General features: G+C 31.8%; 27 protein-coding genes and 1 riboswitch. Of the genes, 3 read left to right on the top strand and 24 right to left on the bottom strand.

Annotated features, from left to right (window positions below):
- From CA_RS07250 to CA_RS07140, 23 genes are all read right to left on the bottom strand, one after another.
- Entirely contained in the window at positions 1–666 is a 666-nt protein-coding gene (locus CA_RS07250) for a cobalt-factor II C(20)-methyltransferase (RefSeq protein ID WP_010964688.1), read from the bottom strand.
- A 2-nt stretch (positions 667–668) separates the two neighbouring features.
- On the bottom strand, positions 669–1,232 hold the full coding sequence (gene cbiT / locus CA_RS07245) for a precorrin-6Y C5,15-methyltransferase (decarboxylating) subunit CbiT (protein ID WP_010964687.1): 564 nt from the start codon (positions 1,230–1,232) through the stop codon (positions 669–671).
- Between the two features lies 1 nt (position 1,233).
- Positions 1,234–2,319, bottom strand: coding sequence for a cobalt-precorrin-5B (C(1))-methyltransferase CbiD (gene cbiD, locus CA_RS07240; protein WP_010964686.1), 1,086 nt, complete (start codon positions 2,317–2,319; stop codon positions 1,234–1,236).
- 14 nt (positions 2,320–2,333) lie between these two features.
- A complete protein-coding gene (locus CA_RS07235; RefSeq protein ID WP_010964685.1) occupies positions 2,334–2,951 on the bottom strand; it encodes a precorrin-8X methylmutase in 618 nt (205 codons plus the stop codon).
- A gap of 10 nt (positions 2,952–2,961) precedes the next feature.
- A complete protein-coding gene (locus CA_RS07230) occupies positions 2,962–4,275 on the bottom strand; it encodes a cobyrinate a,c-diamide synthase (protein WP_010964684.1) in 1,314 nt (437 codons plus the stop codon).
- Positions 4,272–5,747: a cobyric acid synthase gene (locus CA_RS07225; protein ID WP_010964683.1), complete on the bottom strand. Its 1,476-nt coding sequence runs from the start codon at positions 5,745–5,747 to the stop codon at positions 4,272–4,274. Before CA_RS07225 ends, CA_RS07230 begins: the two co-directional genes overlap by 4 nt.
- Entirely contained in the window at positions 5,732–6,568 is an 837-nt protein-coding gene (locus tag CA_RS07220) for a sirohydrochlorin cobaltochelatase (RefSeq protein ID WP_010964682.1), read from the bottom strand. The genes CA_RS07225 and CA_RS07220 overlap by 16 nt, the downstream gene beginning before the upstream one ends.
- A 16-nt stretch (positions 6,569–6,584) precedes the next feature.
- A complete protein-coding gene (cobT, locus tag CA_RS07215) occupies positions 6,585–7,643 on the bottom strand; it encodes a nicotinate-nucleotide--dimethylbenzimidazole phosphoribosyltransferase (protein WP_010964681.1) in 1,059 nt (352 codons plus the stop codon).
- Complete coding sequence (locus CA_RS07210; RefSeq protein WP_010964680.1) at positions 7,640–8,494, bottom strand: kinase; 855 nt, start codon at positions 8,492–8,494, stop codon at positions 7,640–7,642. The genes cobT and CA_RS07210 overlap by 4 nt, the downstream gene beginning before the upstream one ends.
- Positions 8,491–9,471, bottom strand: coding sequence for a cobalt-precorrin 5A hydrolase (gene cbiG, locus CA_RS07205; protein WP_010964679.1), 981 nt, complete (start codon positions 9,469–9,471; stop codon positions 8,491–8,493). The genes CA_RS07210 and cbiG overlap by 4 nt, the downstream gene beginning before the upstream one ends.
- Complete coding sequence (locus CA_RS07200; RefSeq protein WP_014518915.1) at positions 9,468–10,523, bottom strand: pyridoxal phosphate-dependent aminotransferase; 1,056 nt, start codon at positions 10,521–10,523, stop codon at positions 9,468–9,470. The genes cbiG and CA_RS07200 overlap by 4 nt, the downstream gene beginning before the upstream one ends.
- Positions 10,523–11,362, bottom strand: a complete 840-nt coding sequence (locus CA_RS07195; protein ID WP_010964677.1) for an energy-coupling factor ABC transporter ATP-binding protein — start codon at positions 11,360–11,362, stop codon at positions 10,523–10,525. The genes CA_RS07200 and CA_RS07195 overlap by 1 nt, the downstream gene beginning before the upstream one ends.
- A 57-nt stretch (positions 11,363–11,419) precedes the next feature.
- Positions 11,420–12,196, bottom strand: a complete 777-nt coding sequence (cbiQ, locus tag CA_RS07190) for a cobalt ECF transporter T component CbiQ (RefSeq protein ID WP_010964676.1) — start codon at positions 12,194–12,196, stop codon at positions 11,420–11,422.
- Positions 12,197–12,208: 12 nt separating this feature from the next.
- On the bottom strand, positions 12,209–12,517 hold the full coding sequence (locus tag CA_RS07185) for a hypothetical protein (RefSeq protein ID WP_010964675.1): 309 nt from the start codon (positions 12,515–12,517) through the stop codon (positions 12,209–12,211).
- Between the two features lie 2 nt (positions 12,518–12,519).
- A complete protein-coding gene (locus CA_RS07180) occupies positions 12,520–13,191 on the bottom strand; it encodes an energy-coupling factor ABC transporter permease (RefSeq protein ID WP_010964674.1) in 672 nt (223 codons plus the stop codon).
- A 127-nt stretch (positions 13,192–13,318) separates the two neighbouring features.
- Positions 13,319–13,508: riboswitch (cobalamin riboswitch) on the bottom strand.
- A 181-nt stretch (positions 13,509–13,689) separates the two neighbouring features.
- Positions 13,690–14,271 carry a phospholipase D family protein gene (locus CA_RS07175; RefSeq protein WP_010964673.1) on the bottom strand — a complete coding sequence of 194 codons (582 nt, stop codon included), beginning with the start codon at positions 14,269–14,271 and terminating at the stop codon, positions 13,690–13,692.
- 92 nt (positions 14,272–14,363) lie between these two features.
- Positions 14,364–14,912 (bottom strand): superoxide dismutase family protein, encoded by a 549-nt coding sequence (locus CA_RS07170; RefSeq protein WP_010964672.1) that lies wholly within the window; start codon positions 14,910–14,912, stop codon positions 14,364–14,366.
- 135 nt (positions 14,913–15,047) lie between these two features.
- Complete coding sequence (gene bioA / locus CA_RS07165) at positions 15,048–16,391, bottom strand: adenosylmethionine--8-amino-7-oxononanoate transaminase (protein WP_010964671.1); 1,344 nt, start codon at positions 16,389–16,391, stop codon at positions 15,048–15,050.
- Positions 16,392–16,413: 22 nt separating this feature from the next.
- Positions 16,414–17,136 (bottom strand): dethiobiotin synthase, encoded by a 723-nt coding sequence (gene bioD, locus CA_RS07160; protein WP_010964670.1) that lies wholly within the window; start codon positions 17,134–17,136, stop codon positions 16,414–16,416.
- Positions 17,136–17,690, bottom strand: coding sequence for a biotin transporter BioY (locus CA_RS07155; protein WP_014518914.1), 555 nt, complete (start codon positions 17,688–17,690; stop codon positions 17,136–17,138). The genes bioD and CA_RS07155 overlap by 1 nt, the downstream gene beginning before the upstream one ends.
- A 170-nt stretch (positions 17,691–17,860) precedes the next feature.
- The gene (locus CA_RS07150) at positions 17,861–18,694 is read right to left on the bottom strand and encodes a polysaccharide deacetylase family protein (RefSeq protein ID WP_010964668.1); all 834 of its coding nucleotides are present in this window, start codon (positions 18,692–18,694) and stop codon (positions 17,861–17,863) included.
- A 197-nt stretch (positions 18,695–18,891) separates the two neighbouring features.
- The gene (locus tag CA_RS07145; protein ID WP_010964667.1) at positions 18,892–19,266 is read right to left on the bottom strand and encodes a hypothetical protein; all 375 of its coding nucleotides are present in this window, start codon (positions 19,264–19,266) and stop codon (positions 18,892–18,894) included.
- A gap of 317 nt (positions 19,267–19,583) precedes the next feature.
- Positions 19,584–19,946, bottom strand: a complete 363-nt coding sequence (locus CA_RS07140) for a zinc-ribbon domain-containing protein (RefSeq protein WP_010964666.1) — start codon at positions 19,944–19,946, stop codon at positions 19,584–19,586.
- A gap of 833 nt (positions 19,947–20,779) precedes the next feature.
- On the opposite strand from CA_RS07140, the gene hydG reads away from it, so the two are divergent.
- Both hydG and glcT read left to right on the top strand, forming a co-directional pair.
- Positions 20,780–22,198 carry a [FeFe] hydrogenase H-cluster radical SAM maturase HydG gene (gene hydG, locus CA_RS07135; protein ID WP_010964665.1) on the top strand — a complete coding sequence of 473 codons (1,419 nt, stop codon included), beginning with the start codon at positions 20,780–20,782 and terminating at the stop codon, positions 22,196–22,198.
- A 185-nt stretch (positions 22,199–22,383) separates the two neighbouring features.
- Positions 22,384–23,247 (top strand): glucose PTS transporter transcription antiterminator GlcT, encoded by an 864-nt coding sequence (glcT, locus tag CA_RS07130; protein ID WP_010964664.1) that lies wholly within the window; start codon positions 22,384–22,386, stop codon positions 23,245–23,247.
- Between the two features lie 32 nt (positions 23,248–23,279).
- Here glcT and CA_RS07125 read toward each other — a convergent pair whose 3' ends face one another.
- On the bottom strand, positions 23,280–23,759 hold the full coding sequence (locus tag CA_RS07125) for a PTS sugar transporter subunit IIA (protein WP_010964663.1): 480 nt from the start codon (positions 23,757–23,759) through the stop codon (positions 23,280–23,282).
- A gap of 416 nt (positions 23,760–24,175) precedes the next feature.
- Here CA_RS07125 and nagE point away from each other — a divergent pair, with 416 nt between their 5' ends.
- Positions 24,176–25,642, top strand: a complete 1,467-nt coding sequence (gene nagE, locus CA_RS07120; protein ID WP_010964662.1) for an N-acetylglucosamine-specific PTS transporter subunit IIBC — start codon at positions 24,176–24,178, stop codon at positions 25,640–25,642.
- Positions 25,643–25,709: the final 67 nt, after the last annotated feature.

The raw sequence follows: 25,709 nt of genomic DNA, 5'->3' as shown, positions 1-25,709 counted from the left end.
TTACTTCCTATGTGCTATTATTAGTGACATATATTCTTTTTCATTTATTATTTCTTCTCTACTTCTAGTAATTTTTTGTCCTTCTCGCCCTGCTTTTTTAACACAAACATAATTAAATCCTTTTTCTTCAAGTGTGTTTAATATTTCCTCTTCTCTTTTATAAACCTTCATTATAACAACATTTTTTTCATCCTTTATTGCCTCAAGTCTATTTCCTGGTATTATTAAGAGAGGTTCATCTCCTATAACCAAAGGTTCATTTGCTAAACTGGCACAGGCTGAAAATGAAGTTATTCCAGGAATCGTTTCAGTTTGATAGCCTTTGTCCTCAATATGCTTAAGTAAATATATATAAGTACTATATACAAATGGATCTCCAATAGTTAAAAATCCAACATTTTTACCCTCTAACAGCTTCTCTTCAACTGCTTTAAAGGCATCATATATTTTTTCTTCCTGCTCTTCTCCCCCCATTGGAAAATGAAGTACCATTATTTCCGCATCCTTATTTATATACTCTTTTGCAATATTAAGAGCTATACTTCTCTTTCCTTTCATAGCACTTGGAGCAACTATAACCTCACACTTTTTAATTGCCTTAACCGCCTTTATTGTTAAAAGCTCACTATCTCCTGGTCCGACCCCTATTCCATAAATCTTAGCCATATTTATCCCTCCATTACTTTTCCCGTTACTATAAAAATGGGATTATTTGAAAGCATCATATAACTTTTAGCTCTCATTTTACTAACTGCTATTTGAGAACATTCCACCTCAAAATTTAATTCCTTTAAGGTTTCAATAGCCCTATAAAGATTGTCTAAAGTTATAAAGTTCATCACCATTTTTCCACCTTTTTTTAATTTTAAGGCATAACTTTTAATTATTTTATCAATATTTCCACTGCTTCCTCCAATGAAAACACCATCAAAGCTTTCATCTAAATTAAGCTGTGATGCATCACCTTTAATTATATAAAGATTATGTGCTTTAAATTTTTCTTTATTCTTTTCAAGTACCTTTAGCGCCTTCTCTTCTCTTTCAATTGCTATAACTTTTCCCTTTGGGGTACATTTGCTCATCTGTATACTAATAGAGCCTGTACCTGCTCCTATGTCTAAAAGCGTGTCATCCTCTTCTATTTCAAGCTTTGCTATACTAAGGATTCTAACCTCTTCCTTAGTCATCGGGCAATCTCCCCTTATGAATTCCTCATCCTTTATATAAATCATTTTAAATCACCTCTCTTGAATCCCAAAGTATTCCTTTTTCCATAGAATATAAAACAATATCAGCATTAACCTCTCCGTAGGTAAAATCTTTTATTTTTTTCATGATTTTTACGCCAATTCTCCTATAAATGTCTTTATATTCTTTTCCTATTATTTTAACTGCGCCCTCTGTGGTCTTCTCTCTATATATTTTTTCTATAAAGTTTGTGTCAGCCCCCATTAAAGCAAGTTCTAGTGCTAAAATTTCAAGACGCACTCCACAAACTCTACTGTGAGTATTAAAGCATCCTGCTGCTATCTTACACATTTTTCCTATATGACCTACCATCAAAATTTTTTTAATGTTATTTTCTCTACAACAGTTTAAAGCAAATCCAACATAATTAGACATTATCACAAAACCCTTGGGGTCAATCCCCATCTCCTTAGCCTTGTCTTCACCCATATTACCAAACAAAAATGTAAAATTCTTAATCCCGCTTTTTATCTTTTGATTCATTTCAAGCTTTATGGATTGCTGAAGTGCTTCTTCAGACATTGGAACCACAATACCCGTTGTTCCTAGAATTGATATTCCTCCTACTATATTAAGTCTGGGATTAAATGTTTTTTTTGCTATTTCTTCACCTTTTGGTACAAATACAGTTATTAAAACTCCATTATCCTTGGGAAGAACCTTTTTTACTTCCTTTTCAATCATAAGTCTAGGAACAGGATTTATTGCATAATCACCTTTTTCAACATAAAGTCCTTCACTTTTTACTATTCCAACTCCAATTCCACCTTTTAGGGTGTAGCCTTCTTTTTTCACCTCAGCTCTTGCCCATATTTCAATTCCATTTGTTATATCCGGGTCATCTCCACCATCTTTTATAATAGAGCATTCCACAAATCCATCACCTTTTTTTATATTTTCAATGGGAAGCATAAGCTCTATTCCCTTTGGTGTGTCTATTTTTATTAGATCTAATATTTCTTCATTATAGAGCATATAAGTTGCCGCTTTTGCAGCTCCTGCCGCGCAAGAACCAGTAGTGTATCCGCATCTTAGTTTTTTACCATCACAATTCACATACATTTCAAGCATATTTAATTTCCCCTTTATAACATATATAAAAGTGCATTTACAATAGCCGTTGTAACAGTACTTCCACCCTTTCTTCCTCTTACAGTAATCATTGGCACTGGAAGTTTTTCAAAGTCCTCCTTAGATTGTGCTGCACCAACAAAACCTACTGGTGCGGCTACAACAAACTTTGGAGCTGCTTTTTTCTCCTCTATAAGTTCTTTAAGTTTATAAAGAGCTGTTGGTGCATTTCCAAATAAGAAAAATTCTATTCCCTCACTTACAGCCTTCTCGATTCCTGCCATAGATCTAGTTATTCCCTTTTCTTTTGCAATAGCTGCTATTTCTTCATCTCTAACATAAGAAATAACCTTGCAATTTAGGGCATTAAGCATTTTTTTACTTATTCCTGCTGTAATCATATTGGTATCTGCATAAATTGTTATTCCACCCTTTTTTAATAAGGTAATAGCTGCATCAATAGCACCTTCTCTTATATAAAGTAAATCCTTATATTCAAAATCGGCCGTGGTATGTATTACTCTTTTTACTATTTTAAGCTCTCTTTCCCCAAAATTGTGCTCCCCCATTTCACTTTCTATTATTCTAAAGCTTTCTTCTTCAATCTTTCCAGGGTTTTTTATATAATTCATACGCTTCACCTTACCTTACTAAATGTTTTAAAAAATCTAGATTTCCAAAAAAATGTACATGTGCATAAGCTGCAAGTACATTTTTCTTTGTATAACCACATCTCCAGCTCTTATTTTCTCCTAAATAAGTATACTTTGTAACTGAATATATGGTTTCTTCTTCTGTATTTACATAGGATTTATGAAATTCATGACAATTTATTTTTATATTCAAAGGAAGCAGTCTATTTTCTTTACTTACTGTAACTTCAGCATACCCAAAGTTTTGAAGCCTTTTTCCCATGTAGGAACTTCCTTTAAAAAATCCAACCATAGAACTTCCCTCTATAGCTTCCATAAGATACATTAAGCCGCCACATTCAGCATAACACCTAGTTCCATCCTCAAGCTTATTCTTTATCTCTAAAAGCATGTCCTTGTTTTCGCTTAAAGCATCTTTAAAAATTTCAGGATATCCTCCTCCTATATAAAGAAAATCTATATTTTCTGGAAGCTTTTTATCCTTTAGAGGGCTAAAATAAGTTACTTCTCCTAGTTCATGCAGCAATTCTAAATTTTCTTTATAATAAAAATTAAATGCCTCATCTTTTGCAACAGCTATCTTTAAGTTTTTATTTTTTAAATGGTAGTCGTCCTTAAAATCAGAAGTTTTAGAGAAATACTTTAAAAGTTCATCAACCTTAACATGATTTTCTAGAAGCTCACTGCATTTTTCAAGCTTTTCATTAAGTGTGTTTATCTCAACACTTTGAACTAATCCCAAATGTCTACTTTTAAGCGAAAGCGCTTCATTCTTTGGAAGGTAGCCAAACACTTTAATTTTCCCTTTAAAATGTTCTTCAATAGCAATCCTTAACAGGTTATAATAACCTTCAGATATATTATTTAAAATAACTCCAACTATATTTATATCGGAATCAAAATTTACTATTCCTTCTATTTCTGCACACAGCGTTAAACTTTGTGCCTTAGGAGTTAAAACTAAAACTATTGGAAGTTTTAAAATTTTGCTTAGATGTGCTGTGGAGTATTCTGAGGTTACTCCTCTTCCATCGTAAAGTCCCATTACTCCCTCTATTATTCCGTAGTCTCCATTTCCCCTTGCAAAAGAGGCCTTAACTCCATCTTCGCCCATTAAAAACAAATCCAAATTTCTTGATAGTTTTCCTGTGACACTTTCATGAAAAGCTGTATCTATATAGTCCGGTCCAACCTTAAAGCCTTGAACCTCAAGTCCTCTACTTACAAGCGCCTTCATAAGTCCAAGAGTAACTGTGGTCTTACCTCCTCCACTACTATTTGATGCAATAATTATGCTCCTCATTTTTTCCCCTCAATTCCCATAACACTGTATATACTGTTCATATCGAGGCTATTTCTTACAATATCCGCAAGCCTATCTATTTCGCCATTTCTAACATCTTCATATACAACTGACTTTTTTCTTTCAATTCCCTTCTTATCTCTAAGAAAATTGATGATGTATTCTCTAAAGTTAGCTCCATCAAATATTCCATGGATATAAGTTCCCATAATATTTCCACCTTCGTTTACTGCGCCATCATCTATCCCAACCTTATTTTCTATTTTAATGAAGGGTTTTGCCTTTTCTCCATAACTAGAAATCCCCATGTGAATCTCATAGCCATACACAGGTATTTGTTTATCAATGACGCTACCTTGAACTCTTGTAGTAACCTTCTTTTCTGCAAAAACAGTTCTTATATCTAAAAGACCCATTCCATTTATTTCTCCAAGTTCTGTTTCTACTTTAAATGGATCCTCTATAAGCCTTCCAAGCATTTGATATCCTCCACATATACCAAAGATAAGTCCATTTTTTTCGGCATACTGTTTTATTTTATTTTCTATACCATTTTTTCTTATATAGAGTAAATCTCCTATAGTATTTTTACTTCCAGGAATAATTAGTAAATCAGGTGTTCCAAAATTTTCACTAGAGGTTATATACCTTAAAGAGACATCTTCCTCTATCTTAAGAGCATCAATGTCTGTAAAATTTGATATATGAGGAAGTTTAATTACAGCCACATCTATTTTTGAATTGACTTTTGTATTAAAATAAACTGCACCGTCCTCATCTTCCAAAGATAAATTAAAATAAGGAACAACACCAAAACATGGTATATTTATTCTTTCTTCCAGCATCGAAAGACCCGGTTTTAATATTTCTACATCTCCCCTAAATTTATTTATTATTGTACCTTTTATTCTCTTTCTTTCATTTTCTTCTAAAAGCATTACAGTTCCAAAAAGAGAAGCAAAAACTCCTCCTTTATCTATATCTCCAACTAATACCACCGGTGCATCTACAAGTTCTGCTAATCCCATATTTACAATATCATTTTCTCTCAAGTTTATTTCAGCTGGACTTCCTGCTCCTTCAATTACAACTATATCAAATTTATCTTCTAACTCTTCAAAATCTTCTTTTAGCATTGGTGCAAATTCTTTCTTCATATTATAATAGTTTTTTGCACTTGAAACTCCATACACTTCACCCTTTACAATAACCTGACAACTTTTATCTGTGGTAGGCTTTAAAAGTATTGGATTCATATAAACCTCAGGCTCAAGTCCTGCTGCATATGCCTGTAATACTTGAGCTCTTCCCATCTCCTTGCCATCAAGTGTTATGTATGAATTTAAAGACATATTTTGAGATTTATATGGACAAACGGAAAAACCATCCTGCTTAAAAATTCTGCAAAGTGCTGCAACCAGTATACTTTTTCCTACAGAGGATGCAGTCCCTTGAATCATAATTCTGGACATTTGATTTCCTCCTTCACTTCTTTTTCATATCTTCCTTCCATAACATCCTTTATATGCTCTATGTATATATCCTGAAATTCCTTAACCTCTCCAAGTCCATGAACATAGGCTGTTACTTCAAAACCATTACTTGTAAGTATGTTTTTCCATGAGTCTTCTGAGTTACCTGCCATATCTATAACAGCATGATTTCCTGCCACAAGCATAAGAGGAATCAAGGTAACCTTTCTTGTTTCATGATTTTCTATATACCTAAGTACATTATTAAGGTCCGGATAGCCTTCAACATTTGCAACAAAAACATTTCCAAAATCATTGTCCCTTAATACAAGCTGAAGGCAAGAATAACAAGCATTTGAACTATGTGTACTTCCATGCCCCATAAGTATTACAATTTCATCTCTAGGTATTATACTTTTTATAGAATTCACCATTATTTCATAATCATCCGGAAACTCTCCTGTTATTCCTTTGTAGTACAAAACTGGTCTTCCAAGTTTTATTTCTTTAAAATCGTAAGAATACTCATTAACTACTCTTTTAACAAAGTCATACTCTTCTCCTGGTATTATATGAAGTGGCTGAACAATTACTTTTTCAAAACCCTCTCTCTTTAATCTACTAAGTGCCATACCTGGAGTATCTACAATTATTTTATCCCTTTCCTTTAAAACTTTTATTATTTTATAGGAGGTAAATGCTCTTCTAATTTCATAATCCTTAAATTCATCTTTTACCTTTTCTTCTATTGCATCTATAGTTAATTTTCTTGTATTTTCATAGGTTGTACCAAAACTTATTATTAATATTGCCTTTTTCATAAAATCACTCCAAGTATTATTTTAGTGGTTTATAGGGTTCTATCTCAGCATTTTCAAAGGTTCCCATTTCAAGATAGGAAAATACAGCCATATCTACTATTTGAAAAGCAAGCGCTGCACCAGTTCCCTCACCTAGTCGCATCTTTAAATTCAACATTGGTTCTAAATCAAGCTCTTTCATAATCCACTTGCTTCCAGGTTCTGCTGAACCATGAGACGGAATTATAAAGTTTTTAACTAATGGATTTATTTTAACTGCTAAAAGTGCAGCAGATGCTGATATAAAACCATCGATAACTATTGGTATTCTATAAATTGCAGCTCCTAAAAAACATCCTGCAAGCCCAGCTATATCAAAACCACCCACCTTACTTAAAACATCAATTGGATCTTCTTTATTAGGTTTGTTAAGTGCTATTGCTTCCTTCACAATTTGAATTTTATTTCTAAAGGCTTCCTTTGTAAGTCCTGAACCTATTCCAACCATTTCGTCTACCGGGCAACCTGTCAAAACTGAAGCCACTGCACTGCTGGTTGTAGTATTACCTACTCCCATTTCTCCCGTTCCAATTAGGTTTACACCCTTATCCTTAAGCTCTTTTACTGCTTCAATACCTACTTCTAGCCCTTTTAAAGCCTCATCTCTAGTCATTGCAGCACCTTTAATCATGTTGCTGGTTCCTCGTCTTATCTTTTTATTTATTATTCCTTCTTCATTTATGTCTGCATCTACACCTATATCTATAACCTCTATGTCTGCTCCTGCATGTCTTGTAAAAACATTTATTCCTGTGAAGCCTTTCATAAAATTCCTAGTAACCGACGCTGTAACACTTTTGGGACATGAACTAACATTTTCCTCAACAATTCCATTATCTGCACACATTATAATAACCGTTTTATTTTTAACTGAAGGGTACACCTCTCCTGTTATTCCTCCAAGCTGCTTTACTATATCCTCCAAGGTTCCAAGACTTCCTAAAGGCTTTGTTAAGTTGTCCAATCTTTTTTGAATCTTACTCATGACCTTATTGTCTAATCCATTAATACCCTTTATCAAATTTTCTATATTCATTTATATATTCCCCTCCTCATCTCAGCTCTTAATAAAGTTTCGAGCTCATATATTTTATAATTTTTTATATTTTCCACTCTTTCTTTTGCACTATCTAAAGCATACTTATCATCATAAATTATTCCAAGCATATCTCCACTGTGAGCTCCAATAATTCCAATCCCACAGGTTTCATCCTTAAGCCTAAGTACTTTCCCTAAAATATCATAGCTAAGTCTATCACAATTTTTCACTATACTTAATGTTGCAGCTTCTCCAATATCTTTTACGCTTCCAACCTTAAGTGCTTTCTCTACTTTTTTAATTAAATTTCCTACATCCTTAAGCGGCTTTAGTTCTTTCTTATTAAAACTTACAGTATCTATAATTCTTTTTCCTTCGAATACTAAAATATGAAGCTTAGGATATTCTCCAAGTGTTTTTTTATAACTTCCTTCTTTATAATCAAACACAGTAGCTTTATCGAATATTATGCTATCTGTTGGTTCTATATTAATACATTCCTCAATTAATTCTCTTTCATTAAACTCTCTACCAAAAAAGCGTAAAAGAGCATAATATAATGCACATAAATCAGCCGTACTGCTGGCAAAACCTTTTCCCCTTGGAATATTTGAGCTTATAATTATATCTATATTATTTATGTATTTTTCAAAGCCCCATCTATTTAAAATATTTTCTAGAAACATCATGGTTTTAAGATTATTATACTTATCCTTAGATGCCTTACGTTCAAACAGTGTCACCTCTGTAAATAAGCTAACAGGAAATGACATTAGTACATCCTTTCCATTAAAGCTTCCTTGAACTACTTCACCAACACTAGCAGGATACTTTGCTGAAATTTTCATGACTTTACCTTTTCATATCCAATACATAAAGTCATACCGTTAATCTTCATTTTAGAGAAGACTATTTGACCATTAGAAAGTTTTACGCAGGGTTCACACACCGACCTTACCCCAACATTTTTTTCTACAAAGTCACTTCCCTCGTATATCTCCTGTACAGTTTTTATTTCTTCCTTAGTAAATGTTTTGAAATCAGCCTTTAAAACTTCACTTAAATGAATAATAGCCTTTTCATTAGCTTTAATATCTATTGAACTTATAGTTTTAACTGCTCTTTTATCAATACCAAGCTCCCTAAGCTTTTTCATAACTATATTCTCCATAGCCTCTACAGAATAATTTTTTCTACATCCAATTCCCAAGATAACATTTTTTCTTATAAGCCTTAATTCCTTCTCTTTTAATTCCATTAATTTATTTGTTACATAAACCTTCCCCTCGGAATCAAAACTATCTGTATATCCTTTAGGGCATTTAATTAAATTTTCTTCATCAATAAATGAGACCTTACTGCCCTTAATTAAAAGGGAGGATATTTCCTTTGCTTTTTTTAAATCATCTATTATAAGTCCATTTTTAACTGCAATAGCATCTGGGGCTTCTACATTTAAATTATCTGTTGCTGTTGTTATTATTGGAATAGAACCTAATATTTTAGAAATCTTTAAAGTCATTTCATTAGCCCTTCCTATATGTCCACTTAAAAGACTTATGGTGTATTTTGAAAGTACGTCCACAACAATTATCGCAGGGTCTTCCGTCTTACTTTTTATAAATGGGGCAATGGCTCTAACTGCTATTCCCGTAGACGCTACAAAAATCAGAGCTTCATATCTATTAATAAGCATTTCTGTTAAAGTACTTAATTTAAAATTTTCAATTTCTCTTTTTGAATATATGTCTAAATCCATAGCTTGCCTTAACTTTTTTCCTATTTTATCTCCGTAACTATTTAAACTTATAAGCGCTGTATTCATAAATTATTTTCCACACCCTTAAGAGCCCTCAAAAATTTTGTATTTTTCTTTTCGTCCTTTATAGCAAACCTAACAAAGCTATCATCAAGCCCTATAAAATTGCAGCATCTTCTTATCACAATGTCTTCTTTAAGTAAAGAATCATAAAGTTTTTCTCCACTTATATTTTCAAGCCTGCAAAGCACAAAATTTGCATGAGGAGAAAATACTCTTTTTATAAAACCTATTTTATTAAGCTCCTCAATAAATCTTTTTCTCTCCTTCTTAATCCATAAAAGAGATTCCTCAATGTAATTAGTATCTTTTAAACAATTTATAGCTGCCATTTCGGCAAAACAATTTATATTCCAAGGATTTTGTTTTGCTTTTATTTTAGCTGCTATTTCTTTGTTATTTGTTATTCCATATCCAAATCTTATTCCTGGCATGGCAAAAAACTTTGTCATTGCTCTTATTATAAAAAGACAGCTATAATTTTTTATCTCCCCTACAAAGCTCGAAGAAGGATCCCCTGTGAATTCAATAAAAGCTTCATCTATGATAATTGTTTTTTTCTTTTCTTCTGCAAGTTTTAATACATGAATAAACTTTTCTTTATTTATTAACCCTCCATTGGGATTATTGGGATTACCTATTATAACTGAATCTACATCATCTATCTTTGAAATTATATCCTCATAATCAATACACATATTCTCATCTAAATATGAAAATACAACACTTACTCCGTGTTTTTTAGCATTTATCTCATACTCTGCATAAGAGGGAACTATAATTAAGATTTTTTCAAAAAGACTTATTGAAAGTTCAATTATTTCCGAAGCTCCATTCCCAAGTACTATACCTATATCTTTTAATTTCAAATAATTCTCTATACTTTTATTTAAACGCCTATAATTAACGTCAGGATACACCCCTAGATTTTTTATTCCTTCATCTATGTTATTTAAAAAACTTTTAGGTATACCTAGAGGGTTTATGTTTGAACTATAATCTAAAAGCTCTCTCCCTTTAAAAACACCTTCTGTATAAATATCTCCACCGTGAATCATTAAATCCCCCCCTTTAAATTTTTGATACATTTTCTTATCTCACCAATTGTAAGCGGTAGCTCATCAAATTCAATACATCCATCACTTTTCAATATCTCAGCTAAATGAGCCACTCTTGGAAGCCTTAAATTTATATTTCTAAGAACTTTTTTATTGTTGAATACTTCCTTTACTCCTCCTTGTAAAATAAGTTTACCTTCATTTAATACGTATACCTTATCTGCAAAAAGTGGGACTATATCCATATCATGAGTTGAAAATACTATTGTAATTTTCATCTCTTCATTTATTTTTTTTAGAAGTTTTACAAGCTTTATAGTGCCCCTTGGATCTAAAGATACTGTTGGTTCGTCTAATACTAAGACTTCGGGCTTCATAGCCAAAACACTGGCAAGAGCTATTCTTTTTTTCTGACCACCACTTAAGTTATGTGGACTCTTTTTTTCAAATCCATCCATATTTACAACATTAAGCGCCCACTTAACTCTACTTTGAAGTTCTTCCTCTGATACTTTCATATTCACTAAACCATAAGCTATTTCCTGCATTACACTTGAGTTAAAAAGCTGATCATCTGAATCTTGAAATACCATTCCAACATCTCTTCTTATTACATTTAGATTCTTCTTAACTTTAGTATCTAGTCCATTTATTTTAACCTCTCCAGACGTTGGAGAAATGATTCCATTAAGCATATTGAACAAAGTTGATTTACCTGCTCCATTTGGGCCAAGTATAGCTACTCTTTCTCCTTTTTTGATACTCATATTAATATCATGTAGAGCTTCAAAGCCATCGCTATAAATATAATCTACATTATTAATGCTTATTTGATTCATTATTTAACCACCTTAAAATTTATTGCATAGATAATTTTTATCGTGAAAATGCAAGTTTCACATTTGGTTTCCTATAACGCAGAGCACAATAAAGATAAGGGATAATATTATGAAGATTAGATCTCTTTTATGTATACCTTCATTGAAAAAAGCAAAACGTTTGGTTTCTGAGCTGTATCCTCTTGAAAGCATTGCCTTGTATATATTTACGCTTTTATCAAGAGCTTTCATTAATACATAGGCTGCTGTTTTTCCAGAGTCTATTAATCTCCTATAGATGGATGTATTTTGTCCCATTCTGCTTATTTGCGCTCTATGCATACTATTTTTAACTTCCTCAATTATGAAAACATATCTATACATCATATTTGCTATGTCTATAATAGTATTAGGTATTTTAAGCATTCTTAAGGTTTCAAGAATTTCTGTCATTGGGGTGGTAAAGACAAGAAGATATCCAATTGTAGCTGCAGTAATTACTCTAAGAGCAATTATAATCCCCAAGCTTATACCCTCTGAATAAATATCCAATTTAAACCCTGCAATATTTATACTGTAAAAAATATGATTTCCATTTGTAAAAATCACATTTACAAAAACAATTAATGCCATTACCATTGGTATAGAAAGCCTTTTTATAAGTTTATTTATTCTTATCCCTGCACTAAAAAACAATAGCAAATAGAAAAGCCACATAGTTGCAATAACATACCATCTTGAAAGCAATGCAGATGTAATCATACTAATTAAGAAAACAACAGTTTTTGCCCTCCCATCGAATCTATGAAGAAAACTTTCAAGCTCTACGGTATTTTTAAATTCTAAAAGGCTCATAAAAATACTCCTTTAATTATCTTCTTTTGGCTTTCCAAATAGTTTTTCCCAGTGATGTCCTAAAATAAGTCCTGCAAAAAAATTTGCCACTGAAAAAGCTCCAACCTCTGCGTCTCCTGGAAGTTCTATAAATGGACGATGTTTCGTTGATGCCATAGAATTCACCTTATCGTCTGTACCCGATGCCTTCATTTTATGCTCTTCCATGTACTTACCTGACACAAAAATAAATATAAGTATCACAAACATTACTGCTAGTAGGGTTTTTGTAAAGCTGTCCATCCACTTAATCTGATTTTTGGAATTAGAACCACTCTTCATATTTAACCCTCCTTATTACTCTTTAAGTTATCTATTTTTAAAAGATCTGGTCTTCTCTTAAGCATCACTTTAATAATTACTGCTGTAAATATACCCTCCGCGATCGCTAATGGAACTTGTGTTGGTCCATATCCCATAAAAAATATTAACCATTGTTTCAATATTGACGTATGTCCATGTAAGCTTACAGCCAATTCTAAGGCACTTACCATATAGGTAACCATATCACCTACAAAACCTGCTACCCCAGCTGCTAACCATACTGAGCTGCCAAATTTTCTAAAAAGCTTAAAAAAGGCGTATCCTGATATTGCTCCAGCTATACCCATTGAAATATTATTTGCCCCTATAGTTGTAATACCACCATGTCCTAAAAACAGCGCTTGAAAAAACAAAGCTATTGCCGTTATAACTGAAGTTGCTAGTGGACCTATGAGTATCGCTGCAAGAGGTGTTCCACATGGATGCGAACATGAACCAGTTACAGGAACAGGTATGTGCATGCAGGATATTACAAAAACCCCTACTCCTACCATTGATAAAAAAGGCTTATAATATAAGTTTTCTTTAGATCTATTCTTTATTTCTCTAACACCTGGAACTACAAATAAAGCAGATGCAGCATATAACGTCCCCCATGCCGTTGGTGATAATATTCCATCTTCTATATGCATATAAACACTCCCTTTTGAAAATTATTCTGATAAAATAAAAAGCCCCTTAACAATACGTTAAAAGGCCAAATGCATATAGTACACCTATGGTTATACTTCATGATTATTCCTCCTATCGCTCGTAGAAAAAACATACTAGAATATGGCAAGTATCCTGGCTCAAAAATCATTGCTTAAGTACGCCTTCCCAGTTTCCCAGTGACATATTGTACTTAAACTCCTTTATTACAGTGGCGGGACCGCTCAGGCTTTTCACCTGATTCCTTTTTAATCAACTAAGACTCCTCAGTTGAACCTACAAATTTTAGTAGCAATCTATTATTGATACTAAAACTCTATATTCTTATATATTAAATTTTATTTATATGGACTTAAAGGTATTCATTAAATACCTAAACTATTTCTCATAATTTATATGGTATCATATAAGTTATGGAAACACAATTGTGCTTTGACAACAAATACAGTTTATGCATAAGTTAGTTTTCACTTCCTTAACTATAAACTTGTAAACCTTGAAGTATCTTCCCACATTGTGCTAAATTCTTTTTCCCAATCCTTCGCAATTGAAGCGTTTTTTATTATGATTAATACCTCATCATTTTTATATGTTGCATCGTCTGTGTAATTATAACTTCCTGTAGTAACTGTATTATTATCTACAACAGTAATCTTCATGTGCATAATACCAGCATGAGTATTTATTTTTATAGGTATATCAAATGCTTTAAGTAATCTTAATTCTTCATCCTCTTCTCCTAATTTTGCCTGTTTGCTATCTGTAATAATTCTTATAGCAACTCCCCTTTTTTTTGCATTTATTACTGCTGCAACAATATTATTTTTTCTTAAATCGTATATAGCTATATCTAGCTTAATATCTGCTGAATTAATAACTTTAATCAACCTATTATCTAGAGACTGATTCTCCATAGAAAAGTGGTATTCCAAACCACTTTTCATATTGCTATTTGATATTGCATTTGCTTTTGCCGTACTTTTTATTAATTCAAATATACCTATTCCTAAAAAGAAGACTGTAATTCCCATAAATATGCATGTTAACTTTTTTCTATTCATGTAACCCTCTCCATACATACCTTAATTTTATGTACTATTTAATCCTCCATTACATAAAAATAAAGGGACTTATATGCCCCTTTAAAAAGCTATTATCTAACAGCTCTAATAACACCACACGCTACTTTTCTCCCAGATGCTCCTGCTGGTTGTGTCCTATAATCGTCTGGACTTTCATGCAATACTACAGATTTTCCTATGACTTGTGGGACCCTAAATTTATTCGTAAAGAATGTCATTCTAGCATATCCATTATTAGAAAAAACTACAGGAAAATCTCCTGCATGGTTTCCATGTGGTTGATTAGTTGGGTTCCAATGTTCCCCAGTGCCTGGAAAAGGCTGTGCTGCAGTTCCTGGAGTACAATTACCATTTTGATGTATGTGAAATCCATGAGGTCCAACCTGAGGTCTTCCACCCATTGCTGGTCTATACGGTGGCAGTCCATTAAGCACAACAGAGACCTCTGTTCCGTTAGGTACACTTGTAAATGTTACAGTTCCTCTAATATTAGGAGCTAATGGTCCTCCTACTATAGTTGCTACAGCTCTTCTTGGTGCTTGCCTGTACAAATCCTCGTTCTCTCTGTGTTCATAATCATAATTGTCTAAAAAAGGACATTGGTATTCATCAAAATACATCGCTGCCTCCAAATTAAATATTACACTTTATTCTATGTATTAATTCTTTAAGTGTTACAATATTTAATTACTTACTTTTAAGACATGGTTTGTATTGCCAAAAGGGCTATTGACTTTTATTCAATAGCCCTTATTTTATTCAAGATACTGCTCTATACTTTCAAAACATTTCTCCACCATGAATTCTATATCTTTTTCTCCAATACTATAAGGAGGCATAAAATAAAGCACATCACCTATAGGTCTTAAAAGAAGGCCTTTTTTTAATGCTATTTTATATATTTCATATCCTACTCTACTTTTCCAGTCAAAGCTCTCCTTTGTATCTTTATCTTTAACCAGTTCTATTGCTGTCACCATACCGAGACTGCGAATATCACCAATAAACTTATTATTCCTTGCTCTATTTTTTGTAAGCTTCTCAATAAGCTTGGATTTCCCTATATTCTTTTCTATTATACTCTCTTCTTTAAATATTTTAAGACTTTCAATTGCTGCCGCACAAGCTAAAGCATTTCCAGCATACGTATGGCTGTGTATGAAAGCCTTTAAATTTACATAATCATCATAAAATGCGTTGTATATTTTACTAGTAGTTAAAACAACTGACATAGGCATATAGCCTGCACTAATTCCCTTTGAGAGGCACATTATATCAGGGCTTATGTCAGCATTTTCGCAGGCAAACATTTTTCCTGTTCTTCCAAACCCCACAGCTATTTCATCAAATATAACGCTTATATCATAATAATCACATGCATATCTAAGCTTCTTTAAGTACTTAGGAGAATACATTTTCATTCCTGCCGCCCCTTGAATCATAGGCTCAATAATAATAGCACATAATTCACTATTATGTTTCTTAAGACTTTTCTCCATTTCCTCAAAACATTCAGCTTCACAGCTATGTCTTTCCTTATTGTATTTACATCTATAGCAATCTGGCCCTTGGATTCTTAAGGTATCTATAAGAAGTGGTTTATAAATTTTGCTATATAAGTCTAAATCCCCAACGGATAAGGCCCCTATAGTTTCTCCATGATAAGCATTAGTTAAAGCTGCAAATTTAGTCTTTTTAACTTTTCCTGTTTGCTGATAATATTGAAAACTCATTTTTAGAGCTATCTCTACAGCTGAAGATCCATTATCCGAAAAAAATATCTTGTCTAATCCCTCTGGGGCAATCTGAATAAGACTTTTAGAAAATTCTACAGCAGGCTTATTTGAAAAATGTGCAAAAATAACATGTTCAATTTCATTTAACTGCTTTTCAATTGCCTTATTAATTCTCTTATTACTATGCCCGAAAATATTTGTCCACCAAGAACTTATGCAATCTAAATATGAATTTCCATTAACATCATATAGATAACAGCCTTCACCTTTATCGATTACTATTGGTGGCATCTTCTCATAATCCTTCATTTGTGTACAAGGATGCCATATATATTTCAAATCATCTCTTTCAATATCTTTCATAATCTTCCACCACCAAACAAGTTCATACTTCTTTCATTAAGCCTGCAATTTCATCTGCTTTGAATATATTACAAGCATTATATTTTAATTCTTCTATAAAGTTTTTTTTATTTTCATTAATATAAGGCATTACCCCTAATATGGGGATCCCTGTCATCTTTTTAATCATATTTATATTATCTTTGCAAAGCCTATTTTCCTCATATTGATTTACTATAATCCCTTTAACCTCAATTCCATTATTTTTTAAGTAACTAACAGTTAAAACAGTATGATTTATAGTTCCAAGACCTGCTCTACAAACTAAGATAACATCCATTTTCATATCTTTTATCAAATTACCCAAGGTGTATATCTTATTATCCACATCAGTAATTGGACAAATTACTCCTCCACTCCCCTCACAAAGTACATAGCCATACTCATTTTCTAATTTAGTAAGCTTGTCCTTAATCACTTGTATATCAATCGGCTTATTTTCTATTTTTGATGCTAAGTATGGAGATACTGCCGTTTTATATATGTACGGAGTTAGTTTTTCATAATCTTCCTGTATTCCTGAAAGAGAGCACACAAATTCGGTATCTCCAGGAATCAACTTTCCGTTAAGTTCTTCAGCATCACTTAAAGCTGCTTTAAAATAAGCTGTTTTGTAGCCTGCTTTACATAAAATATAAACAAGTGCCGCCGATATTACTGTCTTACCAATTTCCGTATCGGTTCCAACTAAATATATACCTCTCATTATAATCCTCCAAATTCACTAACATTTTTTATACTTCTAAGCTTCATAGATAGTATTGCAGCAATTATACTTATCAAAATATCGCCCCCTATACAAATAATACATCCATAAAATATTGCCCATGAAAAAGTTTTTTTATCACCCATGTATAGGTTATAAATTACATACAAATAAACTACCCCAAATAAATACACAAAAGTTAAACCACTTAAAACACACATTAAGGATTTTATAAAATTTGTTTTCTTTATTTTTGATGACAATTTTCCTATCACAAAGGATGCAACTATAAATCCCATAAGATATCCAAATGTAGGTTTGAATATGTAATATATCCCACCACCTTCCGTAAAAATTGGAGCTCCCATAAGCCCCATTCCAACATAAATTATTTGAGATAATGCTCCTAACTTAGCTCCAAGAATAATGCCACTTAATGCACAAAATAGCCATTGAAGTGTAAATGGAACAAATGGTATTGGTATTTTTATAAATGCCCCCACTGCAGTTAATGCTGCAAAAATAGAAACCATAATCATATCTTTAGGCTTCACTTTTATCATCCCCCACTATAATTGTTAACCTTTAATTTTTATTAGGTTAACAATTAAATTTTAAATCATTTACCTATTATTTGTCAACCCCTCCTTTGCATGCCAAATGTAAATAACCCTTAAACTAAAGTAATATATTAAGACAGCCTTAATAAGCTGGCTGCCTTAAATTATAATGTAGAGAAAGTGTACCCTCTGTCTTTTAAATATTGAATTATTTGAGGAAGTGCCTCTACTGTACTTGTCTTAGGTGCAGCATCATGCATTAAGAGCACAATAGTATCAGGATAAGTATATTTTCTTAGATTTTGTAATAAAATGGATACCGGCAAATTTCTTCCTCTTGCATCTCCAATTTCATCATTCCAATCCACAAATCTATATCCTGCTTTACCAACAGCTTCTCTAGTATCTCTTAACCTATCTCCAAAAGATCCTCCTGGAAACCTAGCAAGCCTTGAGTTATAATTTTTCCCCAATATAGCTCTTAGTACCCCATCACATTTGTTAAAATCCTCTATGAGTTTTTCCGGATTTGATTTATTGCTTAATATATGACTGTAGGTATGATTACCTATAACCTCTCCGTTTTGAAATTCCTGCCTTACCATATCAGGAAATTCCTCTGCACTTTTACCTATTAAAAAAAATGTTGCCTTTATGTTATTTCTGTTTAGTATTTCTATTATCTTTGATGTATTAACAGATGGTCCATCATCAAAAGTTAAATATGCAACCTTTTTACCATCCTCTCTTTTAACTGTCCAAGGAGTATATTGTCCACCAGGTTGATTTTTAATATTATCTTTAGGAACATCTTTTTTTATAGAATTTTCTTTTTTCTTGTTATGATGAATTTTATTTTGTTTTGGCACCTCTTTTTTTACAACATTTTTTTTATATATACCTTCTCTAACTATAATATAAAAACCACATAAAAGAATTAATGTTAAAACTACTAAAACTATGTTTTTTACTTTAAATCTACTGTCCTTGATCTTCATGTCATATCCCCCAATAATTAACTGAATTGCCTGTACAGTAACTGCATAGAAATAATAAGCTATATTAAACTTCTAACCTTAGTTATTCCTTTTCCAAGTTATATTTATGTATTTTGAAATCTTACAAATTATGGCTTTAAATTCACTTATAGAAAAAAACAAGCGGCCGGATTATTAATCTAGCTGCTTGTCTTCACTTAATTCAAATAATAATTGTGCTCATTATTTTTTCCTATAATAATTACTTTTTCTCCTTTATATGCCTTTATATTCGTTTTATTTAGGCTTGTAATAACATTTGTAACTATTGTGGAATCAGAATAAACTTCTATTACATAGGATATGTTTCTCTTAAAATCCCTCACAACAGCCTTCTCATTGTTCTTTAAATACAAAATTTCACTATTCCCTCCTTCTGAAAGAGAATCCAATATTTTTTGCTTATGTACTCCTCTTTGCCTACCTCTTTTATGTTGATGCTGTGTAAAATTCACAGTTACATCAATTTCTTCTCCTTCATCCTCTATAGAAATGTGATAATCCTTATAATCAAATAAAAACTTAATCTTCATTTTCCATTCCCCTTTAATTTATATTATTCTTTTCTCCATAATGTGACCTGTTATCTTTACATTTCTCCTTTCTACACAAAATAAAAAACTCCATACAAGCAGTAATGCCCACATGAAGTTTGTTAGTATTGTCATACCTAAAAATAAATTAGTCGCTAATACAATAAAATTGTTTTAGCAAAAACAAATTGTTTATACTATTGTTATATGATAATTTTAAAATTTTCCTTTATTTATACATAAAAAAAGCACAGAATAACGTTAATTGTTATTCTGTGCTTTCTATATAATGGAACATATTTATTCTATGTATACATCTATTCTGCTTTACTATTCCTATACTCTTCCATTTGCTTTAAATAATTCTTTTGTGTTTCTGTCTTTCCTGCATATTTATCAACTTCTGGTACGGCTTCATTAATGGCATTACTAGAAGATGAATTTATAGCTTGCTTTAACTCTTCAAACTGTGCTTCTGTTAATTCTATGTAACTTCCACAGCTTGGGCAAACAACACAATATCTTTTTCGATATGGTATTACGGGGATAAAGAACAAAGTAAACCAAGTTCTAACAATACATAAGTTCCATATTGCTGTTGTATTACAATAACTACATGTACGTTGGAATACTTGACCTATCTTTCTTTTAGTTACTCTACCCCAACCCCAAATTATCATTTGATCACTCCTCAAAATAATTGTTAATTAAAATTATATCATTTTACAATATTTTTTACAATATTTTTCTGTTACTATGTTTATATCCAAAATTTTATCATATTATATCCTTATATGTAATATTATTTACAAAGGATATTTAATTTACACAATGTACAATTATTATATAACTTTATAAAAAATTAAAACTCATCAAATCTAAACAACTACAAAGCTTCTGTAATAAATAACTTAGTTTTATAATAAGCATATAACAACTTAGGTAGTTCATTTTCTTAAGCATTGTGATATAATAAATAACATTGGTACAGTATGGGATTTTATGAAAGCCCCTGAGTTTTATAGTTTGCTTTCCCCATCTGTAGTTTCTAGCTAAACATTTTAGTACATACTAAAGTTTAACTAAAGGAACCTATATCTGAGATTTAACTCTTATTGTTTTTTCTTAGATCTGCCACGCTTATAAAAAATATCGTACTGAATGAATGAGGGTTAGTCCTAAATTAGAAGGCGAGAGAATAGTTCTTATATAGTTGATTTAGTTACTCTATTTCATCTATGTATTCACAAAGTCAATTTTTATATAATTATTTGTGATTTATTATGGAAACTTTATTGCTTAATGTGTGCCAAAGCTTTAAAGCTCTGGCACATATATAGATTAACATTTCCATATCTGCTATCCTTGTTCCTTTGGGCACAAGGATTTTATTATTATAAGTTATTTTCAAATCATATATAGTTAATAATTTAAAGTTCTCTACCCACGTTCTAATGATAGAATCCCTTTGTGGACTATCAAAGAATAACAAAACAAAATTGGAGGGTTTTTAATGTATAATGTTAAATCTAAAGTTGCAACTGAATTTATCAGTGATGAGGAAATTATTGATTCCCTTGAATACGCAAAACAAAATAAAAGTAACCGCGAACTTATAGACAGCATAATTGAAAAAGCAAAAGAATGTAAGGGGTTAACACACAGAGACGCAGCTGTATTACTAGAGTGTGACTTAGAAGATGAAAATGAAAAAATGTTCAAGCTTGCAAGAGAAATCAAACAAAAATTTTACGGTAATCGTATAGTAATGTTTGCTCCTCTTTATCTTTCAAACTACTGTGTAAACGGATGTGTATATTGTCCATACCATCATAAAAACAAACATATAGCAAGAAAAAAGCTGTCACAGGAAGATGTTAAAAGAGAAACAATAGCTCTTCAAGATATGGGACATAAACGTTTGGCTTTAGAGGCTGGAGAAGACCCTGTAAACAATCCTATTGAATATATTCTTGACTGTATCAAAACCATATACAGCATAAAACATAAAAATGGAGCAATTAGACGTGTAAATGTAAATATTGCAGCTACTACTGTAGAAAACTACAAGAAATTAAAGGATGCTGGTATTGGAACATATATACTTTTCCAAGAAACCTATAACAAAAAAAGTTACGAGGAACTTCATCCTACAGGTCCAAAACATGATTATGCCTATCATACAGAAGCAATGGATCGTGCTATGGAAGGTGGTATTGATGATGTAGGTATTGGGGTTTTGTTTGGACTAAATATGTACAAATATGACTTTGTTGGACTTCTAATGCATGCTGAACACTTGGAAGCTGCTATGGGTGTAGGCCCTCATACTATAAGCGTTCCTCGTATACGTCCTGCAGATGACATTGATCCTGAAAACTTCTCAAATGCAATATCGGACGAGATTTTTGAAAAAATTGTAGCCATTATTCGTATTGCAGTTCCATACACAGGCATGATCGTCTCTACTCGTGAGTCTAAAAAAACTCGTGAGCGCGTACTTGAACTCGGTATATCTCAAATAAGTGGTGGTTCTAGCACAAGTGTTGGTGGTTACGTTGAATCTGAACCTGAAGAAGATAACTCTTCACAATTCGAAGTCAATGATAACCGTACTCTTGATGAGATAGTTAATTGGCTTTTAGAAATGAATTATATTCCAAGCTTTTGTACCGCTTGTTATCGTGAAGGAAGAACTGGCGACCGTTTCATGAGCCTTGTTAAATCAGGACAAATAGCAAATTGTTGCCAGCCAAACGCCTTAATGACTCTTAAAGAGTACTTGGAGGATTATGCTTCTTCTAATACTCAAAAGAATGGTGAAGCACTTATAGCTTCTGAAGTTGAAAAAATACCTAACGAAAAGGTTAAATCAATAGTAAAAAAACACCTTACCGAATTAAAAGAGGGACAAAGAGATTTTAGATTCTAAGCAAAGTTTCCAACCATGGATTATAAGTCTATGGTTGGAATTTTTATTTATATGTACTTATTTCTTGCTTATTTAACATATAGAAGTTGTAATTAAACCTTCTATATGTTAATATCTTTCATATTGCTATATTTTTTAATCACATACATTTTGATTTTAAACTAATAATTATGAGGTGATAACTAATGAAAAATTCAACAGGAGATTTTAAAATAATAAAAGTACTAAATAATAACGTTCTCTTCGTTCTTCAAAACAATAAAGAAAAGATATTGTTTGAACGTGGAATAGGCTTTGGCAAAAAAATAGATGATTTAATTTCCGCAGACACTCATGTTGAAAAAGTATTTTCTATAGAAAATGAAAATAACTCAAACACTTTTAAACAGCTTGTTTCTACAGTAAATACCAATATTATAGGTATTTGTGAAGAAATCATTTCTATGATATCAAAGGAATTAAATGAAAACTTAAACGAAAAAATACACATATCCTTAACTGATCATATTTCTTTTACACTGAAAAGACTTCTCTCAAATGATACCATACAAAATCCATTTTTAATTGAAACAGCAACTCTCTACAAAACTGAATTTGAATTAGCAAAAAAAGCTGTAAAAATGCTTGAAGAAAAAACAAATATTGAAATACCAGAAGATGAGGTAGGCTTTATAGCTCTTCACATACATTCAGCAAGAAAAAAAGGTGAATTATCCAATACGATAAAGTATGCTTTTCTATCAAATACCATAATAGAATTTATAGAAGATGAGCTCGATATTACTATAGACAAACATTCAATAGATTATGCTAGATTTATTACTCACTTACGTTTTACAATAGAAAGAATCATAAATTCCTCTCCTATAAAAAACGAACTACTTAACGCTATAAAACATGCATATCCTGAATCATACAAATTATCCTCTAAAATTTGCAAATTACTGGAGGACGAACTGCATAAAAAAGTTGTAGAAGATGAAACTGCATACTTGGTTATGCACATAGAACGTATAAAAAACAACACTAAAGGCAGTATTTTAAAATAAAAACTGCCTTTAATTAGGCAGTTTTTATTTTATTACTTTAATTTATACGTAAACAATTTGTGGTTTCCAGCGTCAACATCAATTCCTGAAATATATTCTATATCTGTGACTAACTCCGGGTTAGTTATTAAAACCGGTGTAATGAGAGAAAACCCTTGTTCTTTTATAAATTCTCTATCAACTTTTATAATCGGCTGCCCTACTTTTACAGTTTCCCCTTGTTCAACCAAAGGTTCAAATCCTTTTCCTTCAAGTTTAACTGTATCAATTCCTATATGAACTAAAATTTCCACACCACTTTCAAGAGTTATACCAAAAGCATGGAAAGTCTTAAATAATAAAGATAGTTCTCCATTAGCTGGTGCCACTATTGTATCTGAAGACAATTCTATTGCTACACCGTCACCTACCAACTTTTCTGAAAACACCTTATCTGGAACCTCTGATAAATCTAAAACCTTTCCAGATGCAGGAGCTATTAACTCACAATTTTTTTTAAAAAATCCTAACATTTGTATTCCTCCCATATAACGTATACCCTTTTGCAAAAAATAATAAGGCACAAGTTAAAACTCATGCCTTATTCGAAAGTTACACGTTTTATTTTTTACCTCACTAGTATAATATTCCTTTTACCCATTTGTCAATACAAGTAAGACAATTTTATTTTACTTTAAGATATTGACTCGAAATTTAAAATTTTTTTCATTTGTAAACGATGTAAAAAATACACTTTATTACAGATACCGTTTACATTTCACCATTATATTGACATATTGCTGATAAATGTTATATAATACAATTTATCAGCGTGTTACCAACACGGGCAAAAGCTGAAAAAGGAAGTACTCTTTTTTTGGCTTTTTTTGTTGTCTAAAAATAAACTTATTAACAATTTACTTTTATTTAATTTAAGGAGGGCTTTATTTTGGGTGTAACAAATAAGCTATTAGCAGCATGTCAAAAATTAGGAAAGTCATTAATGACTCCTATCGCCGTTTTACCTGCTGCAGGATTACTTTTAAGATTAGGGCAGCCTGATCTTCTTAACATTTCATGGATGATGGCTGCTGGAAACGGAATTTTCAACAACTTAGCAATGATATTTGCAATTGGAATTGCAGTGGGTTTTGCTGAAGAAAATAATGGTGTTGCAGGACTATCTGCAGCAGTTGGATATTTCGTTTTAACAAATGTCGCTACATCATTTAACAAGCACATTGATATGGGAGTACTTGGCGGTATAATAGTAGGTATTTTAGCTGGTAATCTTTACAATAAATACAAGAGTACTAGACTTCCAGATTTCTTGGGCTTCTTCGGTGGAAGACGTCTTGTTCCAATACTAACATCACTATGTTCTCTAGTATTAGGACTAATTTCCGGATTAGTTTGGCCTGCTATTCAAAATGTTATAAACGCTTTTGGAAACAGCGTATCACATGCAGGCGTTGTTGGTTCTTTTATTTATGGACTTTTAAACAGATTACTTATACCAATTGGACTTCACCATGTTTTGAATACATTATTCTGGTTTCAATTTGGAACCTTCAAATCAGCTTCAGGAAAAATAGTAACTGGAGATTTACATAGATTCTTTGCATTAGATAAAACTGCTGGAACATACATGACTGGATTCTTTCCTATTATGATGTTTGCACTTCCAGCTGCATGTTTAGCAATGATTTCAGCTGCTAAAAAAGAAAATAGAAAAAAGGTTTCTGGTATGCTTCTTGGAATAGCTTTTACTGCTTTTCTTACAGGTGTAACTGAACCAATTGAGTTTCTATTTATGTTCTTAGCACCAGTTCTATATGTTGTACATGCTGTTCTTACAGGACTTTCTATGGCAATAACCTCAGCACTTGGAATAAAATCAGGATTTACCTTCTCCGCTGGATTTGTAGATTATATAATGAATTTTAATATATCCACAAAACCAATATTACTTATAGTGATTGGTATATTATACGCAATAATCTATTACTTCTTATTCTTATTTACAATAAAAAAATTCAATCTACCAACTCCTGGTAGAATGGATGACTTAGATGACTTAGATGATTTAGATGATTTAGATGATTTAGATGATTTAGATGAAGAACCTGAAAACACTCCAAAAATTAAGTCTTCACCTTCAAAGAATTCAACTCTTGAAGAAAAGGCCGTTGGAATATTAGAAGCTATAGGTAATAAAAATAACATTCAATCATTAGATGCATGCGTTACTAGAATAAGACTTACGGTAAAAGACGGAAGCAAGGTTGATGAACCTAAATTGAAAAAATTAGGAGCTACAGGAATTATGAAGCTAGATGACAAGAACTTTCAAATAGTTGTTGGAACTACAGCTGATATAATTGCAACTCACATTAAGGAAATTATTAAAAAATAATATTAAATTTTATACATAAGCGCTCTTAGAGATAGACAATAATCTAAGGGCGCTTTATTGTTAATGC

This window comes from Clostridium acetobutylicum ATCC 824, assembly GCF_000008765.1.
Taxonomy (GTDB): domain Bacteria; phylum Bacillota; class Clostridia; order Clostridiales; family Clostridiaceae; genus Clostridium_S; species Clostridium_S acetobutylicum.
Note: the sequence above shows the minus strand (reverse complement) of the source record. Positions and strands in the feature narration are given on the sequence as shown.